Annotated in this window: 28 protein-coding genes and 1 pseudogene; 18 read left to right on the plus strand and 11 right to left on the minus strand. The window is 71.8% G+C overall.

Annotated features, from left to right (window positions below; genetic code table 11):
* Window positions 1-201: 201 nt before the first annotated feature.
* Window positions 202-750 (minus strand): hypothetical protein, encoded by a 549-nt coding sequence (locus AB0P24_RS08025; RefSeq protein ID WP_365791373.1) that lies wholly within the window; start codon window positions 748-750, stop codon window positions 202-204.
* 232 nt (window positions 751-982) lie between these two features.
* On the opposite strand from AB0P24_RS08025, the gene AB0P24_RS08030 reads away from it, so the two are divergent.
* On the plus strand, window positions 983-2,626 hold the full coding sequence (locus AB0P24_RS08030; RefSeq protein ID WP_365791375.1) for a DNA repair helicase XPB: 1,644 nt from the start codon (window positions 983-985) through the stop codon (window positions 2,624-2,626).
* On the opposite strand, the gene AB0P24_RS08035 is transcribed toward AB0P24_RS08030, so the two are convergent.
* A complete protein-coding gene (locus AB0P24_RS08035; protein ID WP_365791718.1) occupies window positions 2,584-3,810 on the minus strand; it encodes a glycosyltransferase 87 family protein in 1,227 nt (408 codons plus the stop codon). The two genes, AB0P24_RS08030 and AB0P24_RS08035, sit on opposite strands and share 43 nt — an antisense overlap.
* Window positions 3,811-3,972: 162 nt before the next feature.
* Window positions 3,973-4,158: a hypothetical protein gene (locus AB0P24_RS08040; protein WP_365791377.1), complete on the minus strand. Its 186-nt coding sequence runs from the start codon at window positions 4,156-4,158 to the stop codon at window positions 3,973-3,975.
* Between the two features lie 338 nt (window positions 4,159-4,496).
* Here AB0P24_RS08040 and AB0P24_RS08045 point away from each other — a divergent pair, with 338 nt between their 5' ends.
* A complete protein-coding gene (locus AB0P24_RS08045) occupies window positions 4,497-6,638 on the plus strand; it encodes a UvrD-helicase domain-containing protein (protein ID WP_365791379.1) in 2,142 nt (713 codons plus the stop codon).
* Between the two features lie 78 nt (window positions 6,639-6,716).
* Here AB0P24_RS08045 and AB0P24_RS08050 read toward each other — a convergent pair whose 3' ends face one another.
* Window positions 6,717-7,427, minus strand: coding sequence for a copper homeostasis protein CutC (locus tag AB0P24_RS08050; protein WP_365791720.1), 711 nt, complete (start codon window positions 7,425-7,427; stop codon window positions 6,717-6,719).
* A 261-nt stretch (window positions 7,428-7,688) separates the two neighbouring features.
* Window positions 7,689-8,270, minus strand: a pseudogene (locus AB0P24_RS08055) (maleylpyruvate isomerase family mycothiol-dependent enzyme); the annotation flags it as partial.
* 46 nt (window positions 8,271-8,316) lie between these two features.
* Between AB0P24_RS08055 and AB0P24_RS08060 the strand changes: the two are divergent.
* From AB0P24_RS08060 to AB0P24_RS08075, 4 genes are all read left to right on the plus strand, one after another.
* Complete coding sequence (locus tag AB0P24_RS08060; protein ID WP_365791381.1) at window positions 8,317-8,982, plus strand: hypothetical protein; 666 nt, start codon at window positions 8,317-8,319, stop codon at window positions 8,980-8,982.
* A gap of 10 nt (window positions 8,983-8,992) precedes the next feature.
* On the plus strand, window positions 8,993-10,060 hold the full coding sequence (locus AB0P24_RS08065; protein WP_365791383.1) for a GNAT family N-acetyltransferase: 1,068 nt from the start codon (window positions 8,993-8,995) through the stop codon (window positions 10,058-10,060).
* Between the two features lie 130 nt (window positions 10,061-10,190).
* Entirely contained in the window at window positions 10,191-10,598 is a 408-nt protein-coding gene (locus AB0P24_RS08070; RefSeq protein ID WP_365791385.1) for a hypothetical protein, read from the plus strand.
* 14 nt (window positions 10,599-10,612) lie between these two features.
* On the plus strand, window positions 10,613-15,409 hold the full coding sequence (locus AB0P24_RS08075) for a caspase family protein (RefSeq protein WP_365791387.1): 4,797 nt from the start codon (window positions 10,613-10,615) through the stop codon (window positions 15,407-15,409).
* Here the strand turns inward: AB0P24_RS08075 and AB0P24_RS08080 are convergent.
* Both AB0P24_RS08080 and AB0P24_RS08085 read right to left on the minus strand, forming a co-directional pair.
* A complete protein-coding gene (locus tag AB0P24_RS08080; protein WP_365791389.1) occupies window positions 15,351-15,632 on the minus strand; it encodes a DUF4031 domain-containing protein in 282 nt (93 codons plus the stop codon). The genes AB0P24_RS08075 and AB0P24_RS08080 overlap by 59 nt on opposite strands.
* Window positions 15,629-16,012, minus strand: a complete 384-nt coding sequence (locus AB0P24_RS08085; RefSeq protein ID WP_365791391.1) for a hypothetical protein — start codon at window positions 16,010-16,012, stop codon at window positions 15,629-15,631. The genes AB0P24_RS08080 and AB0P24_RS08085 overlap by 4 nt, the downstream gene beginning before the upstream one ends.
* Before the next feature lie 55 nt (window positions 16,013-16,067).
* On the opposite strand from AB0P24_RS08085, the gene AB0P24_RS08090 reads away from it, so the two are divergent.
* From AB0P24_RS08090 to AB0P24_RS08100, 3 genes are all read left to right on the plus strand, one after another.
* Complete coding sequence (locus tag AB0P24_RS08090) at window positions 16,068-17,012, plus strand: MurR/RpiR family transcriptional regulator (RefSeq protein ID WP_365791393.1); 945 nt, start codon at window positions 16,068-16,070, stop codon at window positions 17,010-17,012.
* A gap of 136 nt (window positions 17,013-17,148) precedes the next feature.
* Window positions 17,149-18,078, plus strand: coding sequence for an N-acetylmuramic acid 6-phosphate etherase (murQ, locus tag AB0P24_RS08095; protein WP_365791395.1), 930 nt, complete (start codon window positions 17,149-17,151; stop codon window positions 18,076-18,078).
* Between the two features lie 16 nt (window positions 18,079-18,094).
* Window positions 18,095-19,492, plus strand: coding sequence for a PTS transporter subunit EIIC (locus AB0P24_RS08100; RefSeq protein WP_365791397.1), 1,398 nt, complete (start codon window positions 18,095-18,097; stop codon window positions 19,490-19,492).
* On the opposite strand, the gene AB0P24_RS08105 is transcribed toward AB0P24_RS08100, so the two are convergent.
* Window positions 19,440-19,661, minus strand: coding sequence for a hypothetical protein (locus tag AB0P24_RS08105; protein ID WP_365791399.1), 222 nt, complete (start codon window positions 19,659-19,661; stop codon window positions 19,440-19,442). The genes AB0P24_RS08100 and AB0P24_RS08105 overlap by 53 nt on opposite strands.
* A 37-nt stretch (window positions 19,662-19,698) precedes the next feature.
* Between AB0P24_RS08105 and AB0P24_RS08110 the strand changes: the two genes are divergently transcribed.
* The 3 genes from AB0P24_RS08110 to AB0P24_RS08120 all read left to right on the plus strand — a co-directional run bounded on the left by AB0P24_RS08110 (window position 19,699) and on the right by AB0P24_RS08120 (window position 20,700).
* The gene (locus tag AB0P24_RS08110; RefSeq protein WP_365791401.1) at window positions 19,699-20,010 is read left to right on the plus strand and encodes a DUF397 domain-containing protein; all 312 of its coding nucleotides are present in this window, start codon (window positions 19,699-19,701) and stop codon (window positions 20,008-20,010) included.
* A gap of 61 nt (window positions 20,011-20,071) precedes the next feature.
* Window positions 20,072-20,368: a type II toxin-antitoxin system RelE/ParE family toxin gene (locus tag AB0P24_RS08115; protein WP_365791402.1), complete on the plus strand. Its 297-nt coding sequence runs from the start codon at window positions 20,072-20,074 to the stop codon at window positions 20,366-20,368.
* Window positions 20,365-20,700: a helix-turn-helix domain-containing protein gene (locus AB0P24_RS08120; protein WP_365791404.1), complete on the plus strand. Its 336-nt coding sequence runs from the start codon at window positions 20,365-20,367 to the stop codon at window positions 20,698-20,700. Before AB0P24_RS08115 ends, AB0P24_RS08120 begins: the two co-directional genes overlap by 4 nt.
* A 283-nt stretch (window positions 20,701-20,983) precedes the next feature.
* Here AB0P24_RS08120 and AB0P24_RS08125 read toward each other — a convergent pair whose 3' ends face one another.
* From AB0P24_RS08125 to AB0P24_RS08135, 3 genes are all read right to left on the minus strand, one after another.
* The gene (locus AB0P24_RS08125) at window positions 20,984-21,859 is read right to left on the minus strand and encodes an acyl-CoA thioester hydrolase/BAAT C-terminal domain-containing protein (RefSeq protein ID WP_365791406.1); all 876 of its coding nucleotides are present in this window, start codon (window positions 21,857-21,859) and stop codon (window positions 20,984-20,986) included.
* An 8-nt stretch (window positions 21,860-21,867) separates the two neighbouring features.
* Window positions 21,868-22,305: a GNAT family N-acetyltransferase gene (locus AB0P24_RS08130; RefSeq protein WP_365791408.1), complete on the minus strand. Its 438-nt coding sequence runs from the start codon at window positions 22,303-22,305 to the stop codon at window positions 21,868-21,870.
* Window positions 22,306-22,367: 62 nt separating this feature from the next.
* Window positions 22,368-22,760, minus strand: a complete 393-nt coding sequence (locus AB0P24_RS08135; RefSeq protein ID WP_365791722.1) for a hypothetical protein — start codon at window positions 22,758-22,760, stop codon at window positions 22,368-22,370.
* 117 nt (window positions 22,761-22,877) lie between these two features.
* On the opposite strand from AB0P24_RS08135, the gene AB0P24_RS08140 reads away from it, so the two are divergent.
* The 6 genes from AB0P24_RS08140 to AB0P24_RS08165 all read left to right on the plus strand — a co-directional run bounded on the left by AB0P24_RS08140 (window position 22,878) and on the right by AB0P24_RS08165 (window position 26,223).
* Window positions 22,878-23,717 carry a helix-turn-helix transcriptional regulator gene (locus AB0P24_RS08140; RefSeq protein WP_365791410.1) on the plus strand — a complete coding sequence of 280 codons (840 nt, stop codon included), beginning with the start codon at window positions 22,878-22,880 and terminating at the stop codon, window positions 23,715-23,717.
* Complete coding sequence (locus tag AB0P24_RS08145; RefSeq protein WP_365791412.1) at window positions 23,701-23,916, plus strand: DUF397 domain-containing protein; 216 nt, start codon at window positions 23,701-23,703, stop codon at window positions 23,914-23,916. The genes AB0P24_RS08140 and AB0P24_RS08145 overlap by 17 nt, the downstream gene beginning before the upstream one ends.
* 278 nt (window positions 23,917-24,194) lie before the next feature.
* Window positions 24,195-25,022: a hypothetical protein gene (locus AB0P24_RS08150; protein WP_365791414.1), complete on the plus strand. Its 828-nt coding sequence runs from the start codon at window positions 24,195-24,197 to the stop codon at window positions 25,020-25,022.
* A gap of 50 nt (window positions 25,023-25,072) precedes the next feature.
* A complete protein-coding gene (locus AB0P24_RS08155; protein WP_365791416.1) occupies window positions 25,073-25,348 on the plus strand; it encodes a type II toxin-antitoxin system Phd/YefM family antitoxin in 276 nt (91 codons plus the stop codon).
* Entirely contained in the window at window positions 25,345-25,596 is a 252-nt protein-coding gene (locus AB0P24_RS08160; protein WP_365791418.1) for a type II toxin-antitoxin system RelE/ParE family toxin, read from the plus strand. The genes AB0P24_RS08155 and AB0P24_RS08160 overlap by 4 nt, the downstream gene beginning before the upstream one ends.
* 48 nt (window positions 25,597-25,644) lie before the next feature.
* Window positions 25,645-26,223, plus strand: a complete 579-nt coding sequence (locus AB0P24_RS08165; RefSeq protein WP_365791420.1) for a hypothetical protein — start codon at window positions 25,645-25,647, stop codon at window positions 26,221-26,223.
* Window positions 26,224-26,228 lie beyond the last annotated feature (5 nt).

Consider the following 26,228-nt stretch of genomic DNA (forward strand, 5'->3'; position numbering starts at 1 on the left):
GCACTGAACCGCCCCGCACTGAAGCGCCCCGAAGGGGCGCGGGGCGATGTCGACATGCGGCTGCCGCCGCGTGCGCGCGACCAGCCACGACGGCGCCGCACCCGACCGACGCCCCATCGCGACACTTCCGGCGCAGCGCTCGCCGCATTCACAGCTGAGCCCGGGGCAGCCGACCCCAGGGGCCGCGCCCTACCACCGCGGCTAACAGTCCCGTACCGGCGCGTCGGCCGGCAGGCCGAAGTGGGTGCGGGCCGCAGCCCGCAGGCCCGCCGAGTCCATCGGCCGGTCGAGGCGGGACGCGGCGTAGGGACCGAAGTGGCCCTCCTCCCACTCGCCGTAACCCGCCCCGTCCGGCGGCGCCTCCGCGGAGACAACGCGGAAGCCGCCGCTCGCCGGACGCCGCTCCAGCCGCATCACCTGCGGTGTCTGCTCGCCACTGCACTCCACCAGCGCGTCGCCGTGGACGCCGTACTCCAGGCAGAGCGTGTCGACGCCGGCCCGCACCCGGCCCCCGCTCTCCTCCAGCTCCAACGCCTCCGCCCGGCAGAACCAGCGGGACCTGAGCGCGGGCCGATCGGTCTCCGCGTACCCGGCCCCGGTCACCTGCGCCACCAGCCGCGCCTCGATCGCGGGACGCACCTCGGCCCACAGCCCGGCATCCACCGCGCTGGACCCGCGCGCCCACACCCCGGCCGCCACCAGCACCACCACGGCCCCCGCGCCGGGTCCCCAGATGCGTACGGACGTCACCCGAACCTCCCCACCGAGCCACGCTCATACGCGGCTCCCTCGGACATGACACCCGAAACGGACCCAAGGTTGCACCGGACGATCAGGCGCTCCCGGAAACCGGGCACAGGTGGTGCACGTTCCGTCCAGCGGCGAAGGTGATCGTTCGCGCATGAGGCACACTGGAACTTTGGCCCGTGACGATGGCCGCCATGGCGATGGCCGCACGAGCCGAAGGGAAAGGGTGCCGCGCGTGAATGGTCCGCTGATCGTCCAGTCCGACAAGACGCTGCTCCTGGAAGTCGACCACGAGCGGGCCGACGACTGCCGTCGGGCCATCGCGCCCTTCGCCGAGCTGGAGCGGGCGCCGGAGCACATCCACACCTACCGGGTGACCCCGCTGGGGCTGTGGAACGCGCGGGCGGCCGGGCACGACGCCGAGCAGGTCGTGGACGCGCTGGTCGAGTACAGCCGCTATCCGGTGCCGCACGCGCTGCTGGTCGACATCGCCGAGACGATGGACCGGTACGGCCGGCTGACACTCAGCAAGCACCCGGCGCACGGGCTGGTGCTCACCACCACCGACCGGCCGGTCCTTGAGGAGATCCTGCGCTCCAAGCGGATCGCCCCGCTGGTCGGCGCCCGGATCGACCCCGACACCGTCGCCGTGCACCCCTCCGAGCGGGGGCAGATCAAGCAGACCCTGCTGAAGCTGGGCTGGCCCGCCGAGGACCTCGCCGGGTACGTGGACGGGGAGGCCCACCCGATCGAGCTCGCCGAGGACGGCTGGGCGCTGCGGCCGTACCAGAAGCAGGCCGTGGAGAACTTCTGGCACGGCGGGAGCGGTGTCGTCGTCCTGCCCTGCGGGGCCGGGAAGACCCTGGTCGGTGCCGGGTCCATGGCACAGGCCAAGTCGACCACGCTGATCCTGGTGACCAACACCGTCTCGGCCCGGCAGTGGAAGCACGAGCTGGTGAAGCGGACGAGTCTCACCGAGGACGAGATCGGGGAGTACAGCGGGACGCGGAAGGAGATCCGGCCCGTCACGATCGCCACGTACCAGGTCCTCACGACCAGGCGGAAGGGCGTCTACCCGCACCTCGAACTCTTCGACTCCCGCGACTGGGGGCTGATCGTCTACGACGAGGTCCATCTGCTGCCGGCTCCTGTCTTCAAGTTCACCGCCGACCTGCAGGCGCGCCGGCGGCTGGGGCTGACGGCCACCCTCGTGCGGGAGGACGGCCGGGAATCGGACGTGTTCTCTCTCATCGGGCCCAAGCGGTTCGACGCTCCGTGGAAGGAGATCGAGGCGCAGGGCTACATCGCACCCGCCGACTGTGTGGAGGTGCGGGTGAACCTGACGGACTCGGAGCGGCTGGCGTACGCCACCGCCGAGACCGAGGAGAAGTACCGCTTCTGTGCGACGACCGCGACCAAGCGGAAGGTCACGGAGGCGATCGTGCGGCGCTTCGCCGGGCAGCAGATCCTCGTCATCGGTCAGTACATCGACCAGCTCGACGAGCTGGGCGAGCACCTGAACGCCCCCGTCATCAAGGGCGAGACCTCCAACGCCCAGCGCGAGAAGCTCTTCGACGCCTTCCGCGAGGGCGAGATCAGCGTGCTGGTCGTCTCGAAGGTCGCCAACTTCTCCATCGACCTGCCGGAGGCGACGGTCGCCATCCAGGTCTCGGGTACCTTCGGCTCCCGCCAGGAGGAGGCCCAGCGCCTCGGCCGTGTCCTGCGCCCGAAGGCCGACGGCCACCAGGCCCACTTCTACTCCGTCGTCGCCCGCGACACCATCGACCAGGACTTCGCCGCCCACCGGCAGCGCTTCCTGGCGGAGCAGGGGTACGCCTACCGGATCATGGACGCGGACGAGCTCCTCGCGGAGAGCTGAGGGCCGTCGGGCAAGGCGGCGCCGGTCCCGTCCGGCGGGGCGGCGCCGCGCCTTCGCACGGCGATCGCGGCACCCGCCAGCAGTGCCAGCCCCAGGAGCGGGTACGGCGCCGCGAGCGGCTGCTGCCACCACGGCAGGTGCAGGTCGCGGTCGCCCTCGTGGGGCAGCAGCCACATCGTGCGCGCCGTGAACACGAGTGCCGCCGTGGCCGCGAGGAACGTCCGTCCCTCGGCGAGCAGGACCACCAGCAGCGGGACGCACCACACCCAGTGGTGGGACCAGCTGATCGGACAGACCAGCAGGGCCGTGAACGCGGTGAGCAGGATGCCCCAGCGGTCGCGGTGGGGCGCACGGTCGCGGTGCGAGGCACGGTCGCGGTGCGGGGCACGGTCGCGGTGCGGGGCACGGTCGGCGGGTGCGTCGCCGTCGCCGGATGCGGCGGGTGCGTCGCCGGATGCGGCGCGGGCGCGCGTCGCCAGCCACAGGCCCGTCACCGCCACCGCGGCCGCCGGCAGGGTCCAGGCCGGGCCCGGTGCCGCGGTGCCCGTCGCTCTTGCGATCAGGCCCTGGAGCGACTGGTTGTCGATGATCCAGGCCTTGCCGACCCGGCCGGTCTCGAACAGGCGCCGGGTCCAGAAGTCCACGGCTGCCGAGGGGAGGAGGAGGGCGCCGAGCAGAGCGGTGCCCGCGAAGGACGCCGTCGCGGTGGCCGCCTCCTTTCTGCGCGCGGTGAGGAACAGGTAGGCGATGAAGACCGCCGGTGTGAGTTTGACGCCCGCCGCGATGCCCAGGGCCAAACCCTTGGCGCGGGCGCCGGGCGGGCGGGTCAGGTCCCACAGGACCAGGCAGGCGATCGCGAGGTTGACCTGGCCGAAGAGCAGCGTCTGGAAGACCGGCTCCAGCCAGAGGGCGAGCCCGGTCGCCGCGCCCAGCAGCGGGAGGGGTGCCGGGCGGCCGGCCAGGCGGGCGGAGAGGGCGACGAGCCAGGCGAGCAGGAGCGCGTTGCCCGCGAGGAACGCCGCCTTCAGGGCCGGGACGGGGATCCAGGTCGTCGGGACGAACAGGACCGCCGCGAAGGGCGGATACGTCGCCGGCAGCCGCCACTCGGTGACCGTGAAGCCGTACAGATCACCGCCGTGGACCACGGCTTCACCCTCGGCCCGGTAGACCAGCAGATCGGCCATCGGGGCGTGCAGCAGGACGCAGAGGGCGGCGAAGGTGCAGAGGGAGACCGTCAGTAAGGAGAGGGACAGGCGGAGGGAGGGGAGGAGGGAGGGGGAGGGGGAGGCGGAGGGGGCAGCGGGCGACGTCACCGTCCGGATCGGCACGGTGGTGACCCTATGCCGTTACTTGCGGCGTATGCCCGCTTCCTCGCCGTACTCACCGAGTATCACGACGCTGAACGCCGCGCCGGCGAAGACCTTGACGGCGCGCAGGGCGTCGCCCAGGCGGTGGTGGGTGTGGGCGGCGCCGTCGAGGGCGGTGGCGCCCGGGGGGCGGCTGGGGGCTGGGTGGATGGTTGCTGCGCTCATGCCTCAATGGTGGAACTTCGGGCATAAGCAGGGCATCGGTCCACGGGTCCAATTTCCGGCATTCTCCCGTCCACCCTTCGATGGACCCCGCCCCCCGCCCCCGCCCCACCTTCCGGGTGACGCTCCCCCTAGGGGACGACCGGCCCCTCCACAGACAGACGGCCGGCCGCCGGAAAACCCATTGGCATCCGCCGCCCCCGCCTCACTAGAATCTCCGCTCTTGCCCGCCTCCGCCCCCCGGAGTGCCGTCGGCCGGACGGAAACCGGTCGGCTGATCGCCACCTGTGCGCCATCCACACCTGAGCGCCATCGACCCGCAGGCCTTCGGAGGCACCCCCTTGTCCACGCCCGCCCACGACCCGCTAGCGGACCCGCACCCCGACCCCGACCCAGCCCCCGATCCGCTCTCGGACCCCCTCTCGGACCCGCTCTCGGACCCGCTCTCGGACCCCCTCTCGGACCCGCTCTCCCGCGAACGCTCCCACCTAGCCCGGTCCCGCGCCGCCCTGCGCGCCATGCGTGAGGACGTCGAGTCGCTGGACATCAGCGACGTCACCGCGAACTGGGTCAACGCCGAGGTCCTCGCCCGCCAGATCGACGAGCGCATCAAGGCGCTGGCCGACCTCAGCGACACCCCGCTGTTCTTCGGCCGCCTCGACTACCTGCACGCCCCCGGCGCCGACCAGGCCGAGGGCGCGTACGGGGAGCGTTTCTACATCGGACGCCGGCACGTGCACGACCACGACGGCGACCCGATGGTCATCGACTGGCGGGCGCCGGTCTCGCAGCCGTTCTACCGGGCGTCCAAGAAGGACCCGATGGACATCGCGCTGCGCCGCCGCTTCGGGTACACCCGCGGCGACATCACGGCGTACGAGGACGAGCATCTCTCCGACCCGGCCGAAGCGGCCCGCACCAGCAAGCTGCTCCAGCAGGAGATCGAGCGCCCGCGCGTCGGCCCGATGCGCGACATCGTGGCGACCATCCAGCCCGAACAGGACGAGATCGTGCGCAGCGGGCTCGGCGGGACGGTGTGCGTGCAGGGTGGCCCGGGGACCGGCAAGACGGCCGTCGGCCTGCACCGGGTCGCCTACCTCCTCTACGCCCACCGGGAGCGGCTCGCCCGCACCGGCACCCTGGTCATCGGGCCGAACCGCTCCTTCCTGCACTACATCGAGCAGGTGCTGCCCGCGCTCGGCGAGCTGACCGTGCGGCAGGCGACGGTGGACGACCTGGTGGCCCACGTCGAGCTGAAGGGGACCGACGACGCCCCGGCCGCGATCGTCAAGGGCGACGCCCGGATGGCGGAGGTCCTGCGCAGGGCCGTGTACGCGCACGTCACTCTGCCCACCGAACCGGTCGTGGTCGTGCGCGGCTCCCGCCGCTGGCGTGTCCCGGCGTACGAACTGGAGGACATCGTCAGGGAGTTGCTGGACCGGGGCATCCGGTACGGCGCGGCGCGCGAGGCCCTGCCGCAGCGCATCGCGCACGCCGTGCTGGTCCAGATGGAGCGGTCGGGAGAGGCGCCCGACGACCGCGTGCAGGACTCGGTGGCCCGCAACGCGGCGGTGAAGGCGGCCGTCAAGGCGATCTGGCCGCCGGTCGACCCGGCGAAACTCGTCCTGCGCCTGCTCACGGACGCGGACTACCTCGCGGAGCACGCCGCCGGGATCCTCGACGAGGACGAGCAGAAGACGATCGTCTGGGCGAAGCCGGTGCGCGGCGTCAAGGCGGCGAAGTGGTCGGCCGCGGACGCCGTGCTGATCGACGAGACGACGGATCTCGTCCAGCGGACGCACTCGCTCGGCCATGTCGTCCTCGACGAGGCGCAGGACCTGTCCCCCATGCAGTACCGCGCGGTCGGCCGCCGGTGCAGCACCGGTTCGGCGACCGTTCTCGGCGACCTGGCGCAGGGCACCACGCCCTGGGCGACGCGGAGTTGGGCCGAGGCCCTGTCCCACCTCGGCAAGCCGGACGGCGTCATCGAGGAACTGACGGCGGGTTTCCGTGTCCCGACCGACGTCATCACCTACGCCTCCCGGCTCCTCCCGCACATCGCCCCCGGCCTCGCCCCGGTCGCCTCGGTCCGTGAGAACCCCGGTTTCTTCGCCGTGCGTCCGGTCACGGACACCGCCGAAGTGGTCGCCGCGTGCGAGGAGCTGCTCCGCAACGAGGGCTCGACGGGCCTGATCGCGGCGGACGCGCGCGTGCCCGCGCTCGCGGCGGCGCTGACGGCGGCGGGCATCGGCCACCTGGCCCCCGGCGAGGAGACCACGGCCGACACGCGCCTCACCCTGGTCCCGGCGTCCCTGGCCAAGGGCCTGGAGTACGACTACGTGGTCCTCGACGAGCCCCAGGCCGTCGTCGACGGCGAACCGGACGAACGCACCGGCCTGCGCCGCCTGTACGTGGCCCTCACCCGGGCGGTGTCCGGCCTGATCGTGACCCACGCGGCCGCGCTGCCGGCGCAGCTGACCTGAACCGGCCGTCGTCACCGCACCGGCGGCGGTTTCGCTCGGCACGCGACCCCGGCCCTGTTCCCGGGCCGGGGTCGCGTCTCAACGCGGTACCGCGTCCCCGGACCGGTCCAGCGTCCGGCGCCAGGACCGCACCGCTTCCTCCGCCACCGCCCCGGCCCAGCCCCTCGGCCGCGCCGCGCCGCCGATGTGGAAGGCGTCGACGCCCGCCGCTCGCAGCTCGGCCACGTGATCGAGGCGCAGGCCCCCGCCGACCAGAAGCGTCTGCTCGTACCCCGGCTCTCCGCGCCGTCCCGCCTCGGCCAGCAGCCTGGGCAGCCCCTCGTCCACGCCCTCCGCGGCGCCCGCGGTGAGGTAGGTGTCGAGGCCCGGCAGGTCGGCGAGCTGCTTGCGCAGGGCGTCCCGGTCCGCGGCCCTGTCGATGGCCCGGTGGAAGGTCCAGCGGCAGCCGTCCAGCCCGGCCACCACCCGCTCCACCGCGTCCAGGTCCACCCCGCCGTCCGCGTCCAGGAACCCGAGCACGAACTGGTCGGCCCCGGCCGCCCGCAGCTCCCCGGCCACCCCGACCAGGCGGTCGGCGTCGCCCGCCGCGAACCCGTCCGCCAACCGGAGCATCACGCGCAGGTCGATGTCGACGGCGGCCCGGATCGCGGTGAAGGTCCGGGGCGGCGGGGTCAGCCCGTCCGCCGCCATGTCGGTGACCAGTTCGAGGCGGTCCGCGCCTCCGGCCTGGGCGGCGACCGCGTCCTCGGCGTCGAGGGCGATCACCTCCAGGACTGCACGCGTGCTCATAGGGCCCCTTCCGTGGTGTTCCCCGTGTACCCATGCGACCGACCGCGGCGGTCCGGTCCGGAGGTCTAGTCCAATCCAGGGTACGCGGGGAACGGCGACGGCCGCGAGACCGCCCCGTCCCCCACCGGCCGCATTCAGCCGTAGAGGTTCAGCTCCGCTGCCTCCGCCCCCACCAGCTCGTACGACGCCCCGTCCGCCGGCCCGGCCGGTGTACAGCCGTACGAGCGTCGCCGCGTCCCCCAGGAAACGGGCCGGGGTCCGGGTCCCGCTCGTCTCGCCCAGGTGCAGCGGCTCGTCCACGTCGTCCAGGTCGGCCTGGAGCCGCAGGTGGCCCCGTTCCCGGGTCACCCGGGCCAGGAGGGAGAGCGCGTGGGGCAGGCCCGCGCCCGTGTAGGCGCCGGGTTCCCCGAGGGCGTCGCGGACGTCACCGGCGTGCACCCTCCCCCACTGCCTTAAAGGCGTGGGGGGACCCCCACCCCCAGAGCGACCCGGTCCAGTGCTCCGTCCGCGCGCCCCGCGATCACGTCCCCGGCCTCGGTCATCCCCGCGCTCCAGTTCGTCGAGGACTCGGGCATGGGTCCAGTCGGCGCGCTCGGCGATGTCCCGGTCGTTCGACTCCGGCGAGAACACCCCGGGCCCGAAACGGCCCTCCACCACCCGGATCAGGGCGGACGAACAGTGCGCGAGCACGTCCCGCACCCTCCACCCCGGACAGGCGGGGGCGGGCAGCGCGAAGTCCGGGTCCGGCCGGGAACGCAGGAGCGGGAGCAGCGCGTCGCGCTCGACGGTGAGGAGACGTCCGGGCAGCAGGGGGCCGCGTGCGTCGTCAGTGGCAGCAGTCATGCGTCCGCGCTAGGGCGATGTCGGTGGCGGGCGGGAGAATGGGCGCATGGCCGATCTCGACGCCCTGCGCTCCCGCTGGCTGACCGCCTTCCTCAGGTCGCGGGACGACGACTCCTGCGTGCCCTCCCCGCACCGGTACGCCGACGAACTGCTCCGCCGCTGGCAGGAGCCCCAGCGCCGGTACCACACGGTCGCGCACCTCAGCGCGGTCCTCGACCACATCGACGTGCTGGAGGAGTACGCGGACGAACCGGACCTGGTCAGGCTCGCCGCCTGGTTCCACGACGCCGTGTACCTCCCGGACCGGTCGACGAACGAGGAGCGCTCGGCCCGCCTCGCCGAACGCGCCCTGCCCGAGGCCGGGCTTCCGGCCCGGCAGACCGCCGAGGTCGCCCGCCTGGTCCGGCTCACCGTCACCCACGACCCGGCCCCCGGCGACCGCAACGGCGAGGTCCTGTGCGACGCCGACCTCGCGATCCTCGCCGCCCCGCCCGCCGCGTACGCCGCCTACACCGCCGAGGTACGCGAGGAGTACCACTTCGTCCCGAGCGACGCCTTCCGCGCGGGCCGTTCCGCGATCCTGCGCCAACTCCTCGATCTGCCCCAGCTGTTCAGAACGCCGTACGGCCGCACCGAGTGGGAGCCGACCGCCCGCTACAACCTCACCGCCGAGCTGGAAATGCTGTCGACCGCCGAGGACCCGGCGACCTAGGGTGCGGCTCATGCGTGAACTGGGCGGGGATCAGATAACGGAGGCCGTCGCCGGCTGTGTCGCGGCGCTGCGGCCGGCGGTGGCACGGGACTGGACGGAGGTGACGGCGGGCGGGCTGGACTGGAACTGCCACGAGACGGCGGTCCACGTCGCCGACGACCTCGTCGCGTACGCCGCCAACCTGGCCGGGCGCGCCCAGGACGCGTACGTGCCCTTCGAGCTCAAGCTCGACGAGGGCACCGACAACTCCGGCCTGCTGCACGTGATCGAGACGACCGGCGCCCTGCTCGCCGCCACCGTCCGCACCGCCTCCCGCCAGGTCCGCGCCTTCCACCCGTACCCCTTCCGCAGCGCCGACCGGGCGGGCTTCGCCGGCATGGGCATCGCCGAAGTGCTGCTCCACACCCACGACATGACACAGGGCCTGGGCCTCCCCTACCGGCCCGCCGAGGAACTCGCCGAGTCCGTCCTCGCCTACCTCTTCCCGCACGTCCAGCCCGGTCCGACGCCCTGGCAGACCCTGCTCTGGGCCACCGGCCGCGGCGAGCTGCCCGGCCGTGCCCCGGTGACCGACTGGCGCTGGAACAACAACCTCGTCATCCCCGCCGAGCGCCTCGACCTCGTCGGCATCCGCCCTGCCGAAGCCCGTGACCTGCGCCTCGGCGGCGACGGCGGCTTCGAGTGGATCGAGGGCGGCCCCTACGAGGGCACCCGGGACGCGGCAGGCTTCCTGCTGAAGGCGTACGAAGGGGGCGTGCACCGGCCCGAGTTCGGCGTCTTCGCCCTGGTCCGCCGGGAGGACGGCCGTGCGGTCGGCGGCATCGGCTTCCACTCCGCCCCCGACGAGGAGGGCCGGGTGGAGATCGGCTACGACCTGACCGAGGCCGCCCGCGGCGACGGCTACGCGACGGAGGCGGTCCGCGCCCTGGCCGACTGGGCGTTCGCCCGGGAGGACGTACGGTCCCTGTTCGCGACCACCGAGGCGGCCAACACCGCCTCGCAGGCGGTCCTCCTCCGCGCCGGGTTCAGCAAGGTGAGCGAGGACGACCAGGGGCTGGCCTTCGAACTGGGAAAATAACGCGCACGACAGCACCCGGTGCGCGCATCTCCGACCGCAAAGTCCCCCGGTGGAACTAAAGTTGTCTCTCCGACAGCGGACTCGGAAAGACAACGGCAGCGACCGCGCGCCTGAGGGGGACGGGAACGGCATGAGCGAGCAGGCCTTGAATCGGGTCGGGGGAGCCGGGAACGCCGCGGAGGACACCACGGTCGAGGCTTTGGTCGACGGGCGGACGCTGCCCTTCTGGGTGACAGCCACCGAGGAGGACATCGCGCTGGCCGCCCAGGACAGCGACTCCATGGGCAGCCTGTTCAGCCGCGACGGCGACGCCGTCCTGCGTGCGGTGCCCCTCGGCCCGCTCCGCAAGAACCTGGCCGACGCCGTCGACGCCCTCCAGCAAATCTTCCAGGACGTCGCGGACCGCGGTGGCCCGCTCCCGCTCGCCGAGGCTCAGCTCTCCTTCCAGGTCACCGCAAGCGGAGGAATCCAGTTCGTGGGCTCCGGGCAGATGCAGGGCACCCGGAGCCTGACGCTGACCTTCAAGCGGTCCGCCTGAGCGGCGGGCCGCCCATGCAGAAGTACAAGGCGCTGCTCATCGGGGCGAGCGACTACTCCGACAGCCCCAGCTTCGCGGACCTGCCCTTCGTCCGGGACGACCTTCAGCGGCTGCGCGAGGCCCTGACCGGCCGTGACTTCCAGGCCGAGGTCTTCGAGCACCGGCGCGGCACCACCGCGGGCACGGTGAGCGGTGCCGTCGACAAGTTCCTGACCGCCGCGCGGCACGGCGACACGCTGCTGATCGTGGTGAGCGGGCACGGGCTCCACATCGAGGGCAAGGACTTCCTGGTACCCGAGGACGCCCCCGACACGGACTCGTTCGCCGAGAACTGCATCGAGATCGGCTGGCACCAGCAGGTGGACCGCTGCCCCGCGGAACGCGTCGTGTTCCTGCTCGACACCTGCCGCGAAGGCATGGTGCGGGACACCAAGTCGGTTCCCGGGATGCGGCGCTGGAAGCCCCCGGAGATCATGACCGCCCTGCGCCGCAAGGTCGCCTACGTCCACGCCTGTGCGGCCCCCCAGTTCGCCAGGTTCATCAGACAGACGGACACCCTCCAACCCGGCTACGACATGGGCACGCGACAGGGCGAGTCGTTCAGCGTCTTCTCGCGCGCCGTCGCCGACGTGATCACCGCCGATCCGCACGCCCTGGGGCTGCGGGAGTTCTCCGTGCAGGTGCAGCAGCGGATCGACGACTACTACCGGGCCTACGGCAAGACGAGCCCCCCGCAGCAGGTGAAGGTCACGTGCGAGACCGATGCCGACGGCAAGGACTTCCTCCTGCTGCCCGGTCTGGAACGGCGCGTCGAGATCCACCCCTGGGTGCGCGGGGTCGACGAATACCCGTGGCACCGGACCACCGAGGGCCCGGCCCGGGAGACCCTCCGGGAGGTCTGCCGGATCGTGGCGGACCGGCTGGCCCGGACGTACGAGAAAGCGGTCCGGACGCTGGCCGACGACCCCTGGCACGACGGCGAACTGGCCGCACGCACCCACAAGCGGCTCGGCTTCCTCGTCGGCCGACTGGGCGACGGGGTGCCGCTGTCACCGACCGAGAGCGCGCTCGCCTATCTGTTTCCGCTGGTCAACCAGACTTTCTGGGCCCAGGAGGCGGCCCAGCGCGCCGACGTCCTCACGGCCGCGCCCACCCCCGACCAGGTTCGCTTCCACAAGTTCGCGCAGGGTTTTCCCCGCCTCAGGCGACGGCTGCTCGCGCTGGAGCACCAGAAGGCCGCCACCAGCTCGGCGGAACAGAAGGAAGCCGCCCGGGCCTCCATGGAGCGCATTCGCTGGTGGCTCTTCCACCGCTGGCTGATCCAGCAGCCGGAGTTGTACACGGCCGAGCGGCTGAAAGACCTCCTCGGCGATCTGACCTGCGGCGGCACCTACCCTCAGTGGGTCGTCGACGCGCTCTCCCCCGAACTCCTGATGCAGCTGCTGCGGGAGCACCGGGCCGCCCCGTTCACCATGCGCCGCTCCACCGCCGACGCGGTGGCGCGTGGCCCCCGGCCGGCTCGGCAGGACCGGGTGGCCATCGCCGCCAGCACCCCGGTGGAACAGGTGCTCCGCGCTCGGCTGGTCACCGCCCTCGTCAAGGCGGCCCAGGCCATGGCGGTGGACCCGATGGACCTCCCGGAGATCGTCGTCGAGCACCTCGGGATCCCCGAGAGCGTCGACCTGGGCCAGCTGCTGACCACCGTGCGCCACTCCGACTGGCAGGTCTCCGGCCTGGGCCGCTCCCTCAACGCGGTGTGCACGCACCCGGCGGTCCAGGTGGCTCTGCGCGAACACGCGGCGCGAGTCGACGCCCTGCTCCGCGACATCGACCGCGGCGACGACCCCGCCCTCGACCAGCTCCAGGGACTCCCGCCCTACGCCGACGGCAGCAGGGTGCGTTCAGAAGGCACCCCCGACGAGTTCTCCGACGGCATCCGCTTCCAGCTCGCCGAGGACCGCGTCCAGGAACTCCTCATGGGCGAGGAGCTGTACGGCGACAGCGACCTGGCCGTCCGCGAGCTCTACCAGAACGCGCTGGACGCCGTCCGCTACCGTGACCGCCGCACGGAGTACCTGCGGCGTACCGGGGGCCCCGCGGGCGACTGGCAGGGCGAGATCGCCTTCACCCAGGGCGTCCGCCCCGACGGCCGACCGTATCTGGAGTGCCGCGACAACGGCATCGGCATGGGCATCACCGAGCTGAGCACCGTCTTCTCCCAGGGCGGCGCCCGTTTCGTCGATCTTCCCGAGTACATCGAGGAACAGGCCGACTGGGAGGAGCTGCCGGAACCGAAGCTGCGCCTGTTCCCCAACTCACGTTTCGGCATCGGGGTGCTCAGCTACTTCATGCTGGCGGACGAGATCGTCGTGAGGACCTGCCGGATGGGGCGCACGGACGGGCGACCGCGGCGGCTGTTGCAGGTGACGATCGCGGGGCCGGGGAACTTCTTCAGGGTGGAGGACAAAGGGGAGGGCAGGCCGGAGGACATCGGGACGGTCGTCACGCTGCTCCTGAGAAAGGAACACCGGTCCGTCTCCTGCGTGGAGGCGTTGGAGAAGGTTCTGTGGGTGGCGCCGTATCAGACGGTGGCCACGCACGGGGCACGAACCCGGCGTTGGCCACGGGGCAAGCTCTCGCAGACCGCCCTGGAGACAAGCGGCTCCCTCCAGTTGATCCGCAGCGGGCGCAAGGGCTGCGTGCCGTCGCAGGACCCTGACATCTGGTGGATCGAAGGCCGGGGCCATGTGCTGGCGGACGGCCTGTACACGGAAAGCGACCACGTCAGTGTCTACGGTGCCGTCGTCAATCTTCATGGTGAGAAGTCACCGGAGCTGGAGCTGACGGTGGACCGCCGGAAGCTGCGGTCCTTCAACGTGGAACAGGTGACGGCACGCATGATCGCCGCCGTCCCCAGTCTCACGGAGTCCGACTGCGGACTGCCCGACCCCGCCTGGCTGGAGGCCGCGGCCCGTTGGTCCGTGCCCTTCGCCGACGCCGTCGCCGAGCACATACGGCACACGGACCTGTCCTGGCAGTTGACGGACGACTGCGGTGCCCCTTTCAGCCGGCTGGGGTTCTTCCCCCCGGACATCGACCTGCTGCCGCTGCTCACCGGTGACTACACGGACACCGACCCCCCGATGTCCGCCTCGTTCTTCGCCAACTTCCCGCTCCCGGTGCTGCGCTGGCGGCTGCGGACCTTGTACCAGGCCGGTTTCGGCGGCCCGGTCTCCCTGCCGGAGCCGGATGGCACGGACCCGCTGTGCGCCCGTCCGTCGGATCTCGTCCTGCTCTGCAAGCTGGCCGACTTCTCCATCCAGGGCAAGCTGCACACCCACCCCAACTGGAGCCTGGCCCACAGAGGGTGGCTGAAGGGACCGCGGTCGACGTCCTTCTTTCTGACCTCCGCGCCTTCGCAGCCGCTCGCCGACACCGGCTGGGGCAGCCTTGGTCTGATGTTTCCCTGGCGGGATCCCGCGGTCCCCCTGAGCACCGCGGAACTCTTCGAGATCGGCTCGGCGGTCGAACGAACCCCGGCCGACGTCGCGGAGCGCCTGACCGCCCTCGGATTCCGCGTCGAGCCCCTGTCCGGCTGTTCGTCCGCACGGTGGGAGGATCTGCCGCTCCTGCGTCCCCTCGGCAACCTGTCCGGTTGGCTGACGCCCGGCGCGACGCTGAGCGCCGCCCAGATCGGCGTCAGCGCGGCGCAGGCCTCCTGGTCCACGGCGAAGGCCGCTCAGCGACTAGGGGAACTGGGCTTCACGGTCCCCGCGGACCACCCGGTCAAGGAGCAGTGGACGAAGGAGGAGCGCAGCGTCGTCCAGGCGCTGTGGAGGTCGTACGACACCTCGCCCGCCGCCGAGGAAGCGGTGCGGGTGTCCGCGGTGCAGCTGCTGGAGGTGACGCATCTGACGGACCTCCCCCTCCGTTTCGTCGTGGAACTCCTCTCGGACCTGGGTTTTCTGCTGCCCCCGGGCGCCGCGGATTTCCCGGAGCTGACCGACGACGACCGAGCACTGATCGACAGCTCCGAGGTCCTCCTGGACCGGGAGGTCCCGCTCCGCTACGTGGTCGCCACCGCCCGCCGCCTCGACCGTCCGGCCCGCGACCTCGCGGCGCGGCTCCGCGAACTCGGATACCAGGTGGCAGAGGTGCCGGACGACGAACACCTGCCGACCTCGGAGGAGATCGCCCTCCTCGGCACCGAGTTCGCACTCGCGGACCTCGCCGACCCGGTCTCCCTGGAACAGGTGGTGGATGTCGCGAACCGTGCCCAGAGTTCCATGGCGGAGGCGGCGAACCGGCTCGCGTCCCTGGGCTACCGGTTCGGTTTCGATCCCGCCGTCCTCGCCCGTTTCAGGAAGCAGGACGTCGAGGCCGTCTCGCTCGGCGGCGGTCTCGCCGGATCCTGGCCAAGCCCGGAAGAGGCCGGCCCGGTCTCCCCGGCGGCTCTCCACGCCGTCAGCGGACACACCGGTCAGGCCACCGACGCCGTCGCCGCATCCCTCAAGGCACTGGGTTTCGACGTCGCGCCGACGACCGAGGCCTGGGCCGCGGAACGCGCATGGGAGACGCGCCTGCTCTCGTCCTTCGGCGCGTCAGACGCCGAGCCGCCCGTCCCGGACGGCCCCGCCCCCTCGCTCTCCCTCGTCGCGTTGGCCGTGGTGGCGCTGCGAGCCGGCAAGTCCCTGCGCGAAGTCGCGCTGAGAGCGACCGGGATGGGCATCGGCCACGAAGCCGAGACCTGGTTCATCCCTGCCCCAAAGACGCCTGCCGCCCCTTCCGTCGCCGCAGACCAGCCCGTGTGAGCAGCCGCACCACCTCGCGGCTGCTGACCTCCACGGCACCGGCTCGCACCGCGTCGGCGTAGCGGTGGGAGGGGAGGTCGTAGTGGTCGCGCTCGAAGCCGCGCCGCGGTACGCCCAGCCCCTCGGCGAACAGGTGCAGCTCGGCGTATGACACATCGCTGACCAGGTGGGACCACATCCGGCCGTGGCCCGGCCAGTTCGGCGGGTCGATGTACACCGTCACGAGGGCGACTCCCCGCCCCGGAAGCCGCCCAGGGAGCCGACGGAGGCGACCTTCACGCCCGCCTTGTGGCACACCCAGTGCGGGTCCGGGCCGAGTTCCGGTTCGACGTCCAGGGCGTGCGGGTCGCCGGAGCCGCACACCGGGCACAGCGGCCAGCGGCCGTACCGCTCAAGGAGCGCGTCCTGTACGTCCTGGGCCACCAGGCCCGCCACGTACTCCGCGCCGTCCGGCCACTGCTGGACCCACCATCGGCGCTGTACGACGGAGTCCTCCACCAGCGAGACCACGTGCGCCTCGGCGACCTCGCCGGCGGCCAGGTCGGCGAGCACCAGGGCGCGGGCTGCGTGCAAGGCCTGTTCCAGGGGGCTTACGGGGTCCATGGACCCATTGTGCGCGGTCTTGACCGGACGACCGAACCGAAAATATCTTTCAAGGGTGACCGAGGGTGTGAAGGAAATTTTCGGAAACGACGGAAACCGCAGCGGCGGCAGCGGCGCCGCGCCGCCGGCTCCCGCCGCCCTCGCGGCCAAGGTGCGGACCCTCGCGCCCTCCATGACCCGTTCCATGCAGCGCGTCGCCGAGGCCGTCGCCGGCGACCCGGCCGGCTGCGCGGCCCTCACGGTCACCGGACTCGCGGAGCTCACCGGCACCAGCGAGGCGACCGTCGTCCGCACCGCCCGGCTGCTCGGCTACCCCGGCTACCGCGACCTGCGGCTCGCCCTCGCCGGGCTGGCCGCGCAGCAGCAGTCGGGGCGGGCGCCCACGATCACCACCGACATCTCCGTCGACGACCCGATCGCCGACGTCGTCGCGAAACTCGCCTACGACGAGCAGCAGACCCTCGCGGACACGGCGGCCGGTCTCGACACGGCGCAGCTGGGGGCCGCCGTCAGCGCGCTCGCCGGGGCGCGGCGGACCGATGTGTACGGCATCGGGGCGTCGGGGCTGGTGGCCCAGGACCTCACGCAGAAGCTGCTGCGGATCGGGCTGATAGCGCACGCCCACAGCGATCCGCATCTCGCGGTCACCAACGCGGTGCAGTTGCGGGCCGGGGACGTGGCGATAGCGATCACGCACTCCGGGGCGACCGAGGATGTCATAGAGCCGTTGCGGGCGGCCTTCGAGCGGGGGGCCACGACCGTTGCCGTCACCGGGCGGCCGGGGTCCTCGGTGACGCGGTACGCCGACCATGTGCTCACGACGTCGACCTCGCGGGAGAGCGAGCTGCGGCCGGCGGCGATGTCGTCGCGGACCAGTCAGTTGCTGGTGGTGGACTGTCTGTTCGTGGGGGTGGCGCAGCGGACGTACGAGGCGGCGGCGCCGGCGTTGGCGGCGTCGTACGAGGCGTTGGCGCATCGGCACCGGAGTTCTCCTCGATAGACCGCAGGGCTTGATCATCGCGGGAACGTGCCGGTTCGTCGTGGCTTGTCGCGCCCACGCGGCGGTGGCCGCACATTCGATACCGCCCCGCGCCCCTGGCGGGTGCACTCGACCGAGTCAGAAAGAACCGTTTCCCATGACCACCGAACACCGTGCTCTGCGCGCCGAGCTGGAGTCGCTCACCACCGAGGCGTTCCGCCCCGAGCTCGCCGAGATCGACACGCTCCCCACCCTCGACATCGCACGCCTCATGAACCGCGAGGACGCCGAAGTCGCCGCCGCCGTGGCCCTTCGGCTGCCCCAGATCGCCGCCGCCGTCGACGCCATCGCCCCCCGTATGGCCCTCGGCGGCCGCCTGGTCTACGCCGGGGCCGGTACCGCCGGGCGGCTCGGGATCCTGGACGCCTCCGAGTGTCCGCCCACCTTCAACACCCGGCCCGGTCAGGTCACCGGGGTGATCGCGGGCGGGCCGGAGGCCATGGTCACGTCCGTGGAAGGGGCCGAGGACTCCGCCTCACTGGCCCGCACGGACCTCGACGCCCTCGGGATCGACGCCTCCGACACCGTCGTCGGGATCTCGGCCTCCGGCCGCACCCCCTACGCCGTCGGCGCCGTCGAGCACGCCCGTGGCCTGGGCGCCCTGACCGTCGGTCTCGCCTGCAACGCGGGCAGCGCGCTCGCGGCCGCCGCCGAGCACGGCATCGAGGTCGTCGTCGGCCCCGAACTGCTCACCGGCTCCACCCGCCTCAAGGCCGGCACCGCCCAGAAGCTCGTCCTGAACATGCTGTCGACGATCACGATGATCCGGCTCGGCAAGACCTACGGGAACCTGATGGTGGACGTCCGTGCCTCGAACGAGAAGCTGCGGGCCCGTTCGCGGCGGATCGTGGCCCTGGCGACCGGCGCCGGGGACGCGGAGATCGAAGCGGCCCTCACCGAAACCGGCGGCGAGGTGAAGAACGCCGTCCTGGTGATCCTGGCCGGCGTCGACGGGCCCACCGCCGCCCGCCTTCTGGAGGAGTCCGGCGGTCATCTGCGCGCGGCGCTCGCCACGACGGGCGGCTGACCCGCACGCTCGGAGGGTGCAGAGATCGTCGTACGACACCGCCGCCGCGCTGCTGCCCCTGGTGGGCGGCCCCGCGAACGTCACCTCCGTCGCCCACTGCATGACCCGGCTCAGGGTGGGGCTGAACGACCGCTCGCTCGTGGACGCGGAGGCGGTGCGGGCCGTGCCGGGGGTGCTGGGGGTGGTGACCGACGGGGACACCGCGCAGATCGTCATCGGGCCGGGGGCGGTGGTGACCGTGACCGCCGAGTTCGAGAAGCTGCTGTCCGCGCGGCGGCTCGCCGTCCGCGGAGCCGAGCTGCGGGCGGACCGGGCCCGCCGTAACGCGACCCCCGTCAAGACCGCCCTGCGCCGTGTCGCCGACGTCTTCGTGCCGCTCATCCCGGCCCTGATCGGCTGCGGGGTCCTGGCCGGGCTCAACGGGCTCCTGGTGAACACCGGCCGGCTGCCCTGGCTCACCCCCGCCCTCGCCGCCATCGCCTCCGGCTTCATGGCCCTGATCAGCGTGTTCGTCGGCTACAACACGGCGAAGGTGTTCGGCGGCACGCCCATCCTCGGGGGCGCGGTCGCGGCGATCGCCGTCTGGCCGGGCGTCGCGAAGGTGACCGCCTTCGGGGTGGCGCTCGCCCCCGGGCAGGGCGGGGTCCTCGGAGCCCTGGCGGCGGCGCTGCTCGCGACGTACGTCGAACGGTGGTGCCGGGGCCGCGTCCCCGACGCCCTCGACGTCCTCCTCACCCCCACCGTGACCGTCCTCGTCGCGGGCCTCGCCACGCTCTACGGCCTCATGTACGCCGCCGGTCGCGTCTCCTCCGCCATCGGCACCGCCGCGAACTGGCTGCTCGCCACCACGGGACCGGTCGCCGGACTCGTCCTCGGCGGCCTCTTCCTCCCCCTCGTCATGCTGGGCCTGCACCAGGCCCTGATCCCCATCCACACCACCCTCATCCAGCAGCAGGGCTACACCGTCCTGCTCCCCCTCCTGGCCATGGCGGGCGCGGGCCAGGTCGGGGCCGCCCTCGCCGTCTACGCCCGCCTCCGCCACGACACGTCGCTGCGTACGACGATCAGGTCGGCGCTCCCGGCGGGCCTGCTGGGCGTCGGGGAGCCCCTCATCTACGGCGTCTCGCTCCCGCTGGGCCGCCCCTTCCTGACCGCCTGCGCGGGCGGGGCGGCGGGCGGCGCCTTCGTCGGTTTCTTCGCGGTGCTCGGCGACCGGGTGGGCGCAACCGCCATCGGCCCCTCGGGCTGGGCCCTGTTCCCCCTCCTCACGGGGAACAGGGGCCCGGCCCTGGCGGCGGCGGTCTACGCGGGCGGCCTGCTGACCGGTTACGCCGTGGGGTTCTTGGCGACCTACGTCTGTTTCACCGGCGCCGGGGGCCAGGCGGGCCGGTCACCTCGGCGCTCCACGGGATGAGGTCACCGGGGTCGTCGTCGGCGCCGTGCCCGGCGTCCCAGTAGTACGTGATGTCGACGTCGTCACCGAGGATCCTCAGACGCACGGCTGCCCCGGTCGACCGTCGGCACCGCGCCAGCTGCTCGGCGGAGGAAAGCGACAGCCACATCGCGTCATCGCCGCCCGCCACCAACAGGAGAATCCCTCACCACGACCGCCGCGCGGCCATGTGGATCAATTCCAGCTACAGCCAGGGCGGCGGCATTGCCTCGAATTACCCCCCGGCCCCCACCCTCGCCCTCGCCCGAGACTCGAATGGTCCCCGCAGACCGAAGCTCGTGTTCCGGTCGGCTACCTGGTCGGCCTTCAAAGAGGCTGTCAAGATTGGCTGCTTCCCTCCCCGAACGGAAGGAGCCGCTCACCTGCCCGAACCCACGGCAACGGTCTCTACGTCACTCGTACCGGTGACCGCCGCCCAGGGGGAGAGATATGCTGTTGGCGACATAATACGGTCCGCCGTATGGATGACCTGTACGTGATCGAGCTGGAGCCCGAGGTGCGGTCCTGGCTGGAGCTTCTCCCCGACAAACAACACCGCAGGTGGAGGAGTACGCCGAGTTGCTCGCCGCACTCGGCCCCCGGACGCCCATGCCGTTCGCTCGCCCTTTGGAAGACGGAGTTTACGAGCTGCGCCCCACATTGGGCGGTGTGAGCACACGGATCACGTACTGGTTCGCGCCAGCGCGCCGCATTGTGCTCCTCACCATCTTCCGTAAAACCCGGATGCACGAGGCGGACCAGGTCGCCCGCGCGGTGGCCGCCCGTAAGGTGTGCGCGGAGGAGCACGGCCCGGCCCACGTGACGTACAGCCGCGCCGAGGAAGGAGACGCGCGATGAACCACTCCCGCTGGAGGTTGGCGCGCGAGAAGAAGCTGGCCACGGGGCATGCCGAGTCCCCGGAGGTCACGGCCGAGCGCGCGGAGATCCGACTGGCCATGGCCTTCGCCCAGGCGGTGTACGAGCGCCGTAAGGAACTGGGGTTGTCACAAGCCGATCTCGCCGAGCGCGCCGGGCTCACCCAGGCGAAGATCTCCCGCCTGGAAGGCGCCGACACCGTACCGACCCTCCCCTTGCTGCGGCGCCTGGCCCTGGCCCTGGACGCTTCGCTGAGCATCGCCTTGGACGACGATCGCGAGGAAGTCACCTTTATCGCTCATCCGGCAGCTTGACCGCACCCCACTGCCGACCCGGCTGCGGCCTGCTCCCCCTCCACCACATGACGCTCCGGAGACGCCGGCTCTCATGAACCACTCCCAGCTCACCGCCCTGGTCCGGGCCCTTCGTCTGCTCGATGCGCACGGGGAGGCCGCGACCGGCGACACGGCCACGGGAGGTGATTCCAACTCGGCGTGAACGCCGGGGCATCCTCGCCGGAATCAGGTGAAGTGGCGGGTGGCGGCGGTGTCGGTGCCGAACCCGTTGCCCTCCGTGGTCGACAGAAGGCGGCCGGTTTCAGCGCTCGTCGGCCCCTCCGCCGCCGAGCGCGTCGAGGATGTGCGGCCACGCCGCCCTACCGAGGAGTGTGTCCGCCTCAGGAGTTCCCCCGTACGTGAAGCGCGGGGACGCCGGTGCGGAGCTCTCGCCAGGAAGGCGTGGCCGGTGGCCGGCGTCGTGGCGAGCGACAAGACGCACGGCTGCCCCGACCGACCGTCGGCGTTGTGCCAACTGCTCGGCGAAGGGAAGCGACGGCCACATCGCGTCATCGCCGCCCGCTACCAACAGGAGGTCTGCTCTGGCTGTGTCCACGAGGATTTCCGCCGGTGGAAGCGAGTGAGCGAAGGTCCGCTCACTCAGTTCGTACCATCCCCGGACGGCGACGGGACTGCCGTCCGGTTCTGCGGGAACCCAGGAATCGTCCATCGGCACAAAGGGCAGCGGTCGTTCCCGCCAGGTCCAGGACGAGCGATACGGGTGGTGCGCTCCGTCGTGTCCCGGGCCGACGTTGCACCAGACTCGCGACGTGGGCGACAGCGCGATCGCCACGTCCACGCGTGTGTCGTGCACAGCCGTGAGCAGGGCCGCTTCAGCACCCTTGGAGACGCCGAGAATTCCGATGCGTCGCGCTCCGCCCAGCCGAAGGAAGTCGACGGCGGCGATGAAGGTCTCCAGGGGAACTTCGCAAATCCCCGGCGGCTGCCCCGGCCCGCCGAACCAGCGGATCGCCAAGGCCGCGAAGCCCTGCTGAGCGAGGATGCGCGCCCGCTCACGCTCGATGCGCCCACTGGATCCCGCCAGGACCAGAACGCCCCCATCACTCCCGCGAGCCGGAGCAATCAGAACACCTTCCCAGGGATGGGTCAGCTCGCGCTCGGTGATGTCCGTCGACACGGCTCCGCTCACCGTGGCAGGACATAGCGGTAGACCCGGGAATCCCTCGCCTCGAAACCGATGCGCTCGTACAGCCGGTTCGCCGCCTGCCTCGACGGGCGCGAGGTGAGGTCCACGGTTCGAGCGCCCGCCGCCTCCGCCAGCCGCAGAGCCTCCTCGGTCAGAGCACCCCCGACACCGTGCCCCCGCGCGGCCTCGTCCACCACCACGTCCTCGATGCGGGCCCGCAGGCCGGAAGGCAAGGGAAACATGACCAACGTCAGCATCCCGACCACTTCGCCGTCGACCCGGGCCACCAGCAGCGTATTCGCATCACTGCTGAGCAGAGCCTGAACGACCTCGCGATCCAGGGGCCTGGCCTTGCTCGAAAGCTGAGGCAGCAGGCGTGCCAGTGCCTCGACCGACTCGCCGTCCGCTTCCCGGACGACCGCTACCTCAACGCTCATGCTTGCGACACTACAGACCAGGCCACCTCTCGCGGCGGCGCTCGGGCAGGGAATCCCAGGCGTCAGCAGGGCAGCCGGCCATCCTTGTTGACCTGCCGCACCTGCGCCCGCAGCACCTCCTGCGGCGGCGCCGGCTCCAGCGACCCCGCCGGGCAGTCCCACTCCCGGCCACCGGCCACGGGCCGCAACTGCACCCTCCCGCCGACATGCCCCCTGACCTCGCCGATCCGCCCGTCCCGCACGTCCGTCACATACGCCCCGACGGGCGGCCGTTCCCCCCGCACCACCGAGGCAAGCCGCTCCGCGACCCGGATATTGCACCGCCCCAGCTCGACCAGGGCGAACGGCTCGTCGCTCGCCCCGGTCACCGGGTCGACGCAGAGCGACGGCAACACGACACCGACACCTTTCAGCGCCACCCGCAGCGACTCCACGACCTCTTCGGTGGTCCGCAACACCATTCCCGACCTCCACGCTGAGTTTGCATTTCGCCACACAGCGTGTCCATCGCACCTCTAACCTGGCTAGATACGACATCCCAACAACCTCGTCTGTCGGACAGGGGCGTGCACATGGCAGGGCCGAAGGATCTGGATCCGTCGTCTTCACCGCGGGCCCTGCTGGGGGCGGAGTTGCGCCACGCGCGGGAGCGGAAAGGCCTCAGCCAGGCGGAGTTGGGGCAACGACTGTTCGTGAGCGGGTCGTTCATCGGCCAGCTGGAGGCGGGGACGCGGCGGATGCAGCCGGAGTACGCACGGTTGCTGGACGAGGCCCTGGGGACGGACGACTTCTTCCAACGGAACCGGGAGGCGGCGGCGAAGTCGAAGTACCCCGATCACTTCGCGGAGGCAGCGGAGGCGGAGGCGCGGGCCACGGCGATCAGTCAGTACGCGGCGCTGCTGATTCCGGGTCTGCTCCAGACAAGGGCCTACGCCGAGGCGGTGTTCCGCGCCTACAAGCCGACGGCCCCGGAGCAGGTGATCGAGGAGTTGGTATCGGCCCGGATGGGGCGCACTCACCTTCTCGACGATCCAACAGAGCCGGTGTTGTGGGCGGTGATTGACGAGGCCGCGTTACGCAGGTCGACGGGCGGGCCCTCCGTGATGGCCGAAGCCCTGCGCCACCTCGCCGGGTTGATCCGCCGAAGGCGGGTGATCGTGCAGGTGCTGCCGTTCCGCGCGGGGGCGCACGCTGCGATGGAGGGCTCCCTGAAACTGATGGAATTCACTGACGCACCCCCGCTTTCCTTCGTCGAGGGGCCCGACATGGGGAGGCTGCTGGACGACCCGGCCGCCGTCGCCCGCCACGCCCAGATGTTCAAACTCCTCCTGGCCGCCGCCCTTTCTCCGTCGGATTCCCTGGTCTTGATCGAGTCGACGGCGCAGGATTACGAGCATGAGGAACTTGCCTGAGTACGACCTGATCACCGCCACATGGCGCAAGTCCAGCTACAGCGGTGGCAGCGGCGGCGACTGCCTCGAAGTCTCCGACGCCCACCCCGCCCTCATCCCCGTCCGCGACTCCAAAACGGCCCCCCGCGGCCCGAAGCTCGTGTTCCGGCCGGAGGCATGGTCCGCCTTCGTAGAAAACCTCAAGGACCACGGCGCCTGACCCGGCTTGAGCCTCGGGCGCCCAGCCCCGAGCCCCTTTTTCAAGGAATGGTGGGAGGGCCTCAACCCACCCTCCCACCCGGCGCGTTGACTTGACGCGTTCGGTTTGCCACGCACAGTCACGATCGTCTAGCGTGCCCGCATAACGAACGAAACAGCCCCCGCCAGGCGCTACCAACACCTGCGGGGGCTTGACCAACGAGATCGGAAACAGCGATCCCTATGGCTGACAGCCAGTTTAGTGCTGCCCTCCCGCCCGCTCACGCCACCCCGCACCCCATGGCGAACCCGGGGTACGGAAAGCGGTCCGCGCCGGACCAACACCGCCGCTCCGTGCACGACTTCGCCCACCTCCCACCCCGCGAAGCCGCCATCGCCGCGTACGTCGACCGGCTCCCCGACGGCGCCGACATCTCCGTGAAGACGCTGGCCAAGCAGCTTCCTTACGGGCAGTGCGCCCTCCGCACCGCCCTCAACAACCTTCAGCGGGCGGGTCACTTGAGGCGGGGCCGGGAACATCTGGCCGACTCGGGGAGCCGCCGCTGGATCACCCGATCGTGGTGGTCCCGTACCGCACGCGACGATGACTGGTGGGCGGCGTTCACGCGAGGCGCCGTACCGGAGCCGGAGCAGGACCCCGACCGGACCCGCCCCACCCGCTCCCGCGCCCACATCCTCCTGGCCGCCCTCGGCCGCACCGCCCCGACCCTCTCCCTCTCCCAGGCCGACTGCGCCGCCCTCGCCCCGCTGCTGACGGAGTGGTTCGCGCGGGGCGCCAGCGACGAGTACGCCCTCCAGGCCCTGACCAGTGGCCTGCCCTCCCCCGTCCACCACCCGGCCGCCCTGCTCCGCAGACGCCTCACCGACAAGCTCCCGCCGCCCGAGCCAGTGCGGCCCGCCGCCCGCCCGCCCCTCCGCATCCTGGAGTGCGCGAAGTGCGGGACGCCGGGCCGCCCGGAGGCGCTGCCGGGCGGCATCTGCGGCGCATGCCGGGGCGAACGCGCCCCCGGCTGCCACAACACGCCCCTGTCGCCTTCCGAGGTCCGGTCCCGCGTCGCCGAGATCCGTGGCGCGATGAACGCACGACGAGAGAGGGCACCTGCGTGACGACTCTCGTGCACACACCGCACACACCCGCAGGTATGTACAGTTTTCCCATGGAGACGTATCCGCTTGTGGAGGCCCGTAACCAGCTCGGTCAGCTTGTCGGCCGGGTCCGGCACGGTCAGGAGCACATCCTGATCACCGAGTACGGCAAGCCCGCCGCCGCGCTCATCCCCATAAGCGAGCTTGAGGAGCTTCAGAGACTGCGGGACGCAGCGGATGTCGCCGAAGCACGCGCGCGTGAGGCGACTCGGTCCGGACCCTCGATGACGCACGACGAGTTCATGGCGCAGTTGGAGGACGAGGACCGGCGCGAGGTCGCTTCGTGATCCACGCGGTGGTGTGGGAACACCACGCCATGAACGAGTTCCGGCGGCTCCGGGCAATCGACCCCGTAGGCGCCAAGGCGACCGCCGCAGCCGTGCGGGCACTTGCCGAGGACCCCCGTCCCGAAGCAGCACGTGCACTGGGAACATCCGGGTACTACCGCCTGCATGTCGGCACTTGGCGGGTGCTCTACCGCCCGGACGGCGAGACCGTCACGGCCTATGTGCTCAAAGTCGGGCGCAGTACCTGACCTCGCGCTCCGGCGGTGCTGTCAGCGCCGTATGCCACCCTGGTCCCCATGAACCACTCCCAGCTCACCGCCCTGGGCCGGGCCCTTCGTCTGCTCGGTGAGCATGGGGAGGCCCTGACCGGTGACACGCCCGATGCCAAGCTGCACGAGGTGAAGGACGACCTGCGGCGCGCCCTCGACCTGCTGGAGGAGAGCGTCAGCGCGGCCGCGCCCACCACCCGGTGCGCCGAGCATCCGCAGGGGCCCGTGGACGAGAGCGCCCCCGACCTGTGCCTGCTGTGCGAGACGCGGCGGCGGGCGGCGCGCAGGTCCGAGTACGGGGGCGGACCCCGGCCGCCCGCACAGGGAGAGGCCGCCGGGCCCTCCATGTCCCGGTACGGCGTACGCGCCGACCGGCCGCAGCCCCAGCAGCGCTGGCTGCCGGAGGCGTGGAACGGCCGGGAGTGGGAGCTGTGCGGCACCCCCCGGCGTGACCGGCGCGAGGCCGAGCTGTACCTCGCCGCCCAGCGGCGCGGGTCCCGGCCGGCCATGGCCTACCGGCTGGTGCACGAGTTCACCGACTACGAGGTGCTCAGAGTGTGGGGCACTCCGGTGCACGTGGACATCGAGCCCCTAGGCAATCTCTGACTTCT

The sequence above is a fragment of the Streptomyces sp. NPDC086519 genome (genome assembly GCF_040686075.1).
In the GTDB taxonomy this organism is placed as follows: domain Bacteria; phylum Actinomycetota; class Actinomycetes; order Streptomycetales; family Streptomycetaceae; genus Streptomyces; species Streptomyces shenzhenensis.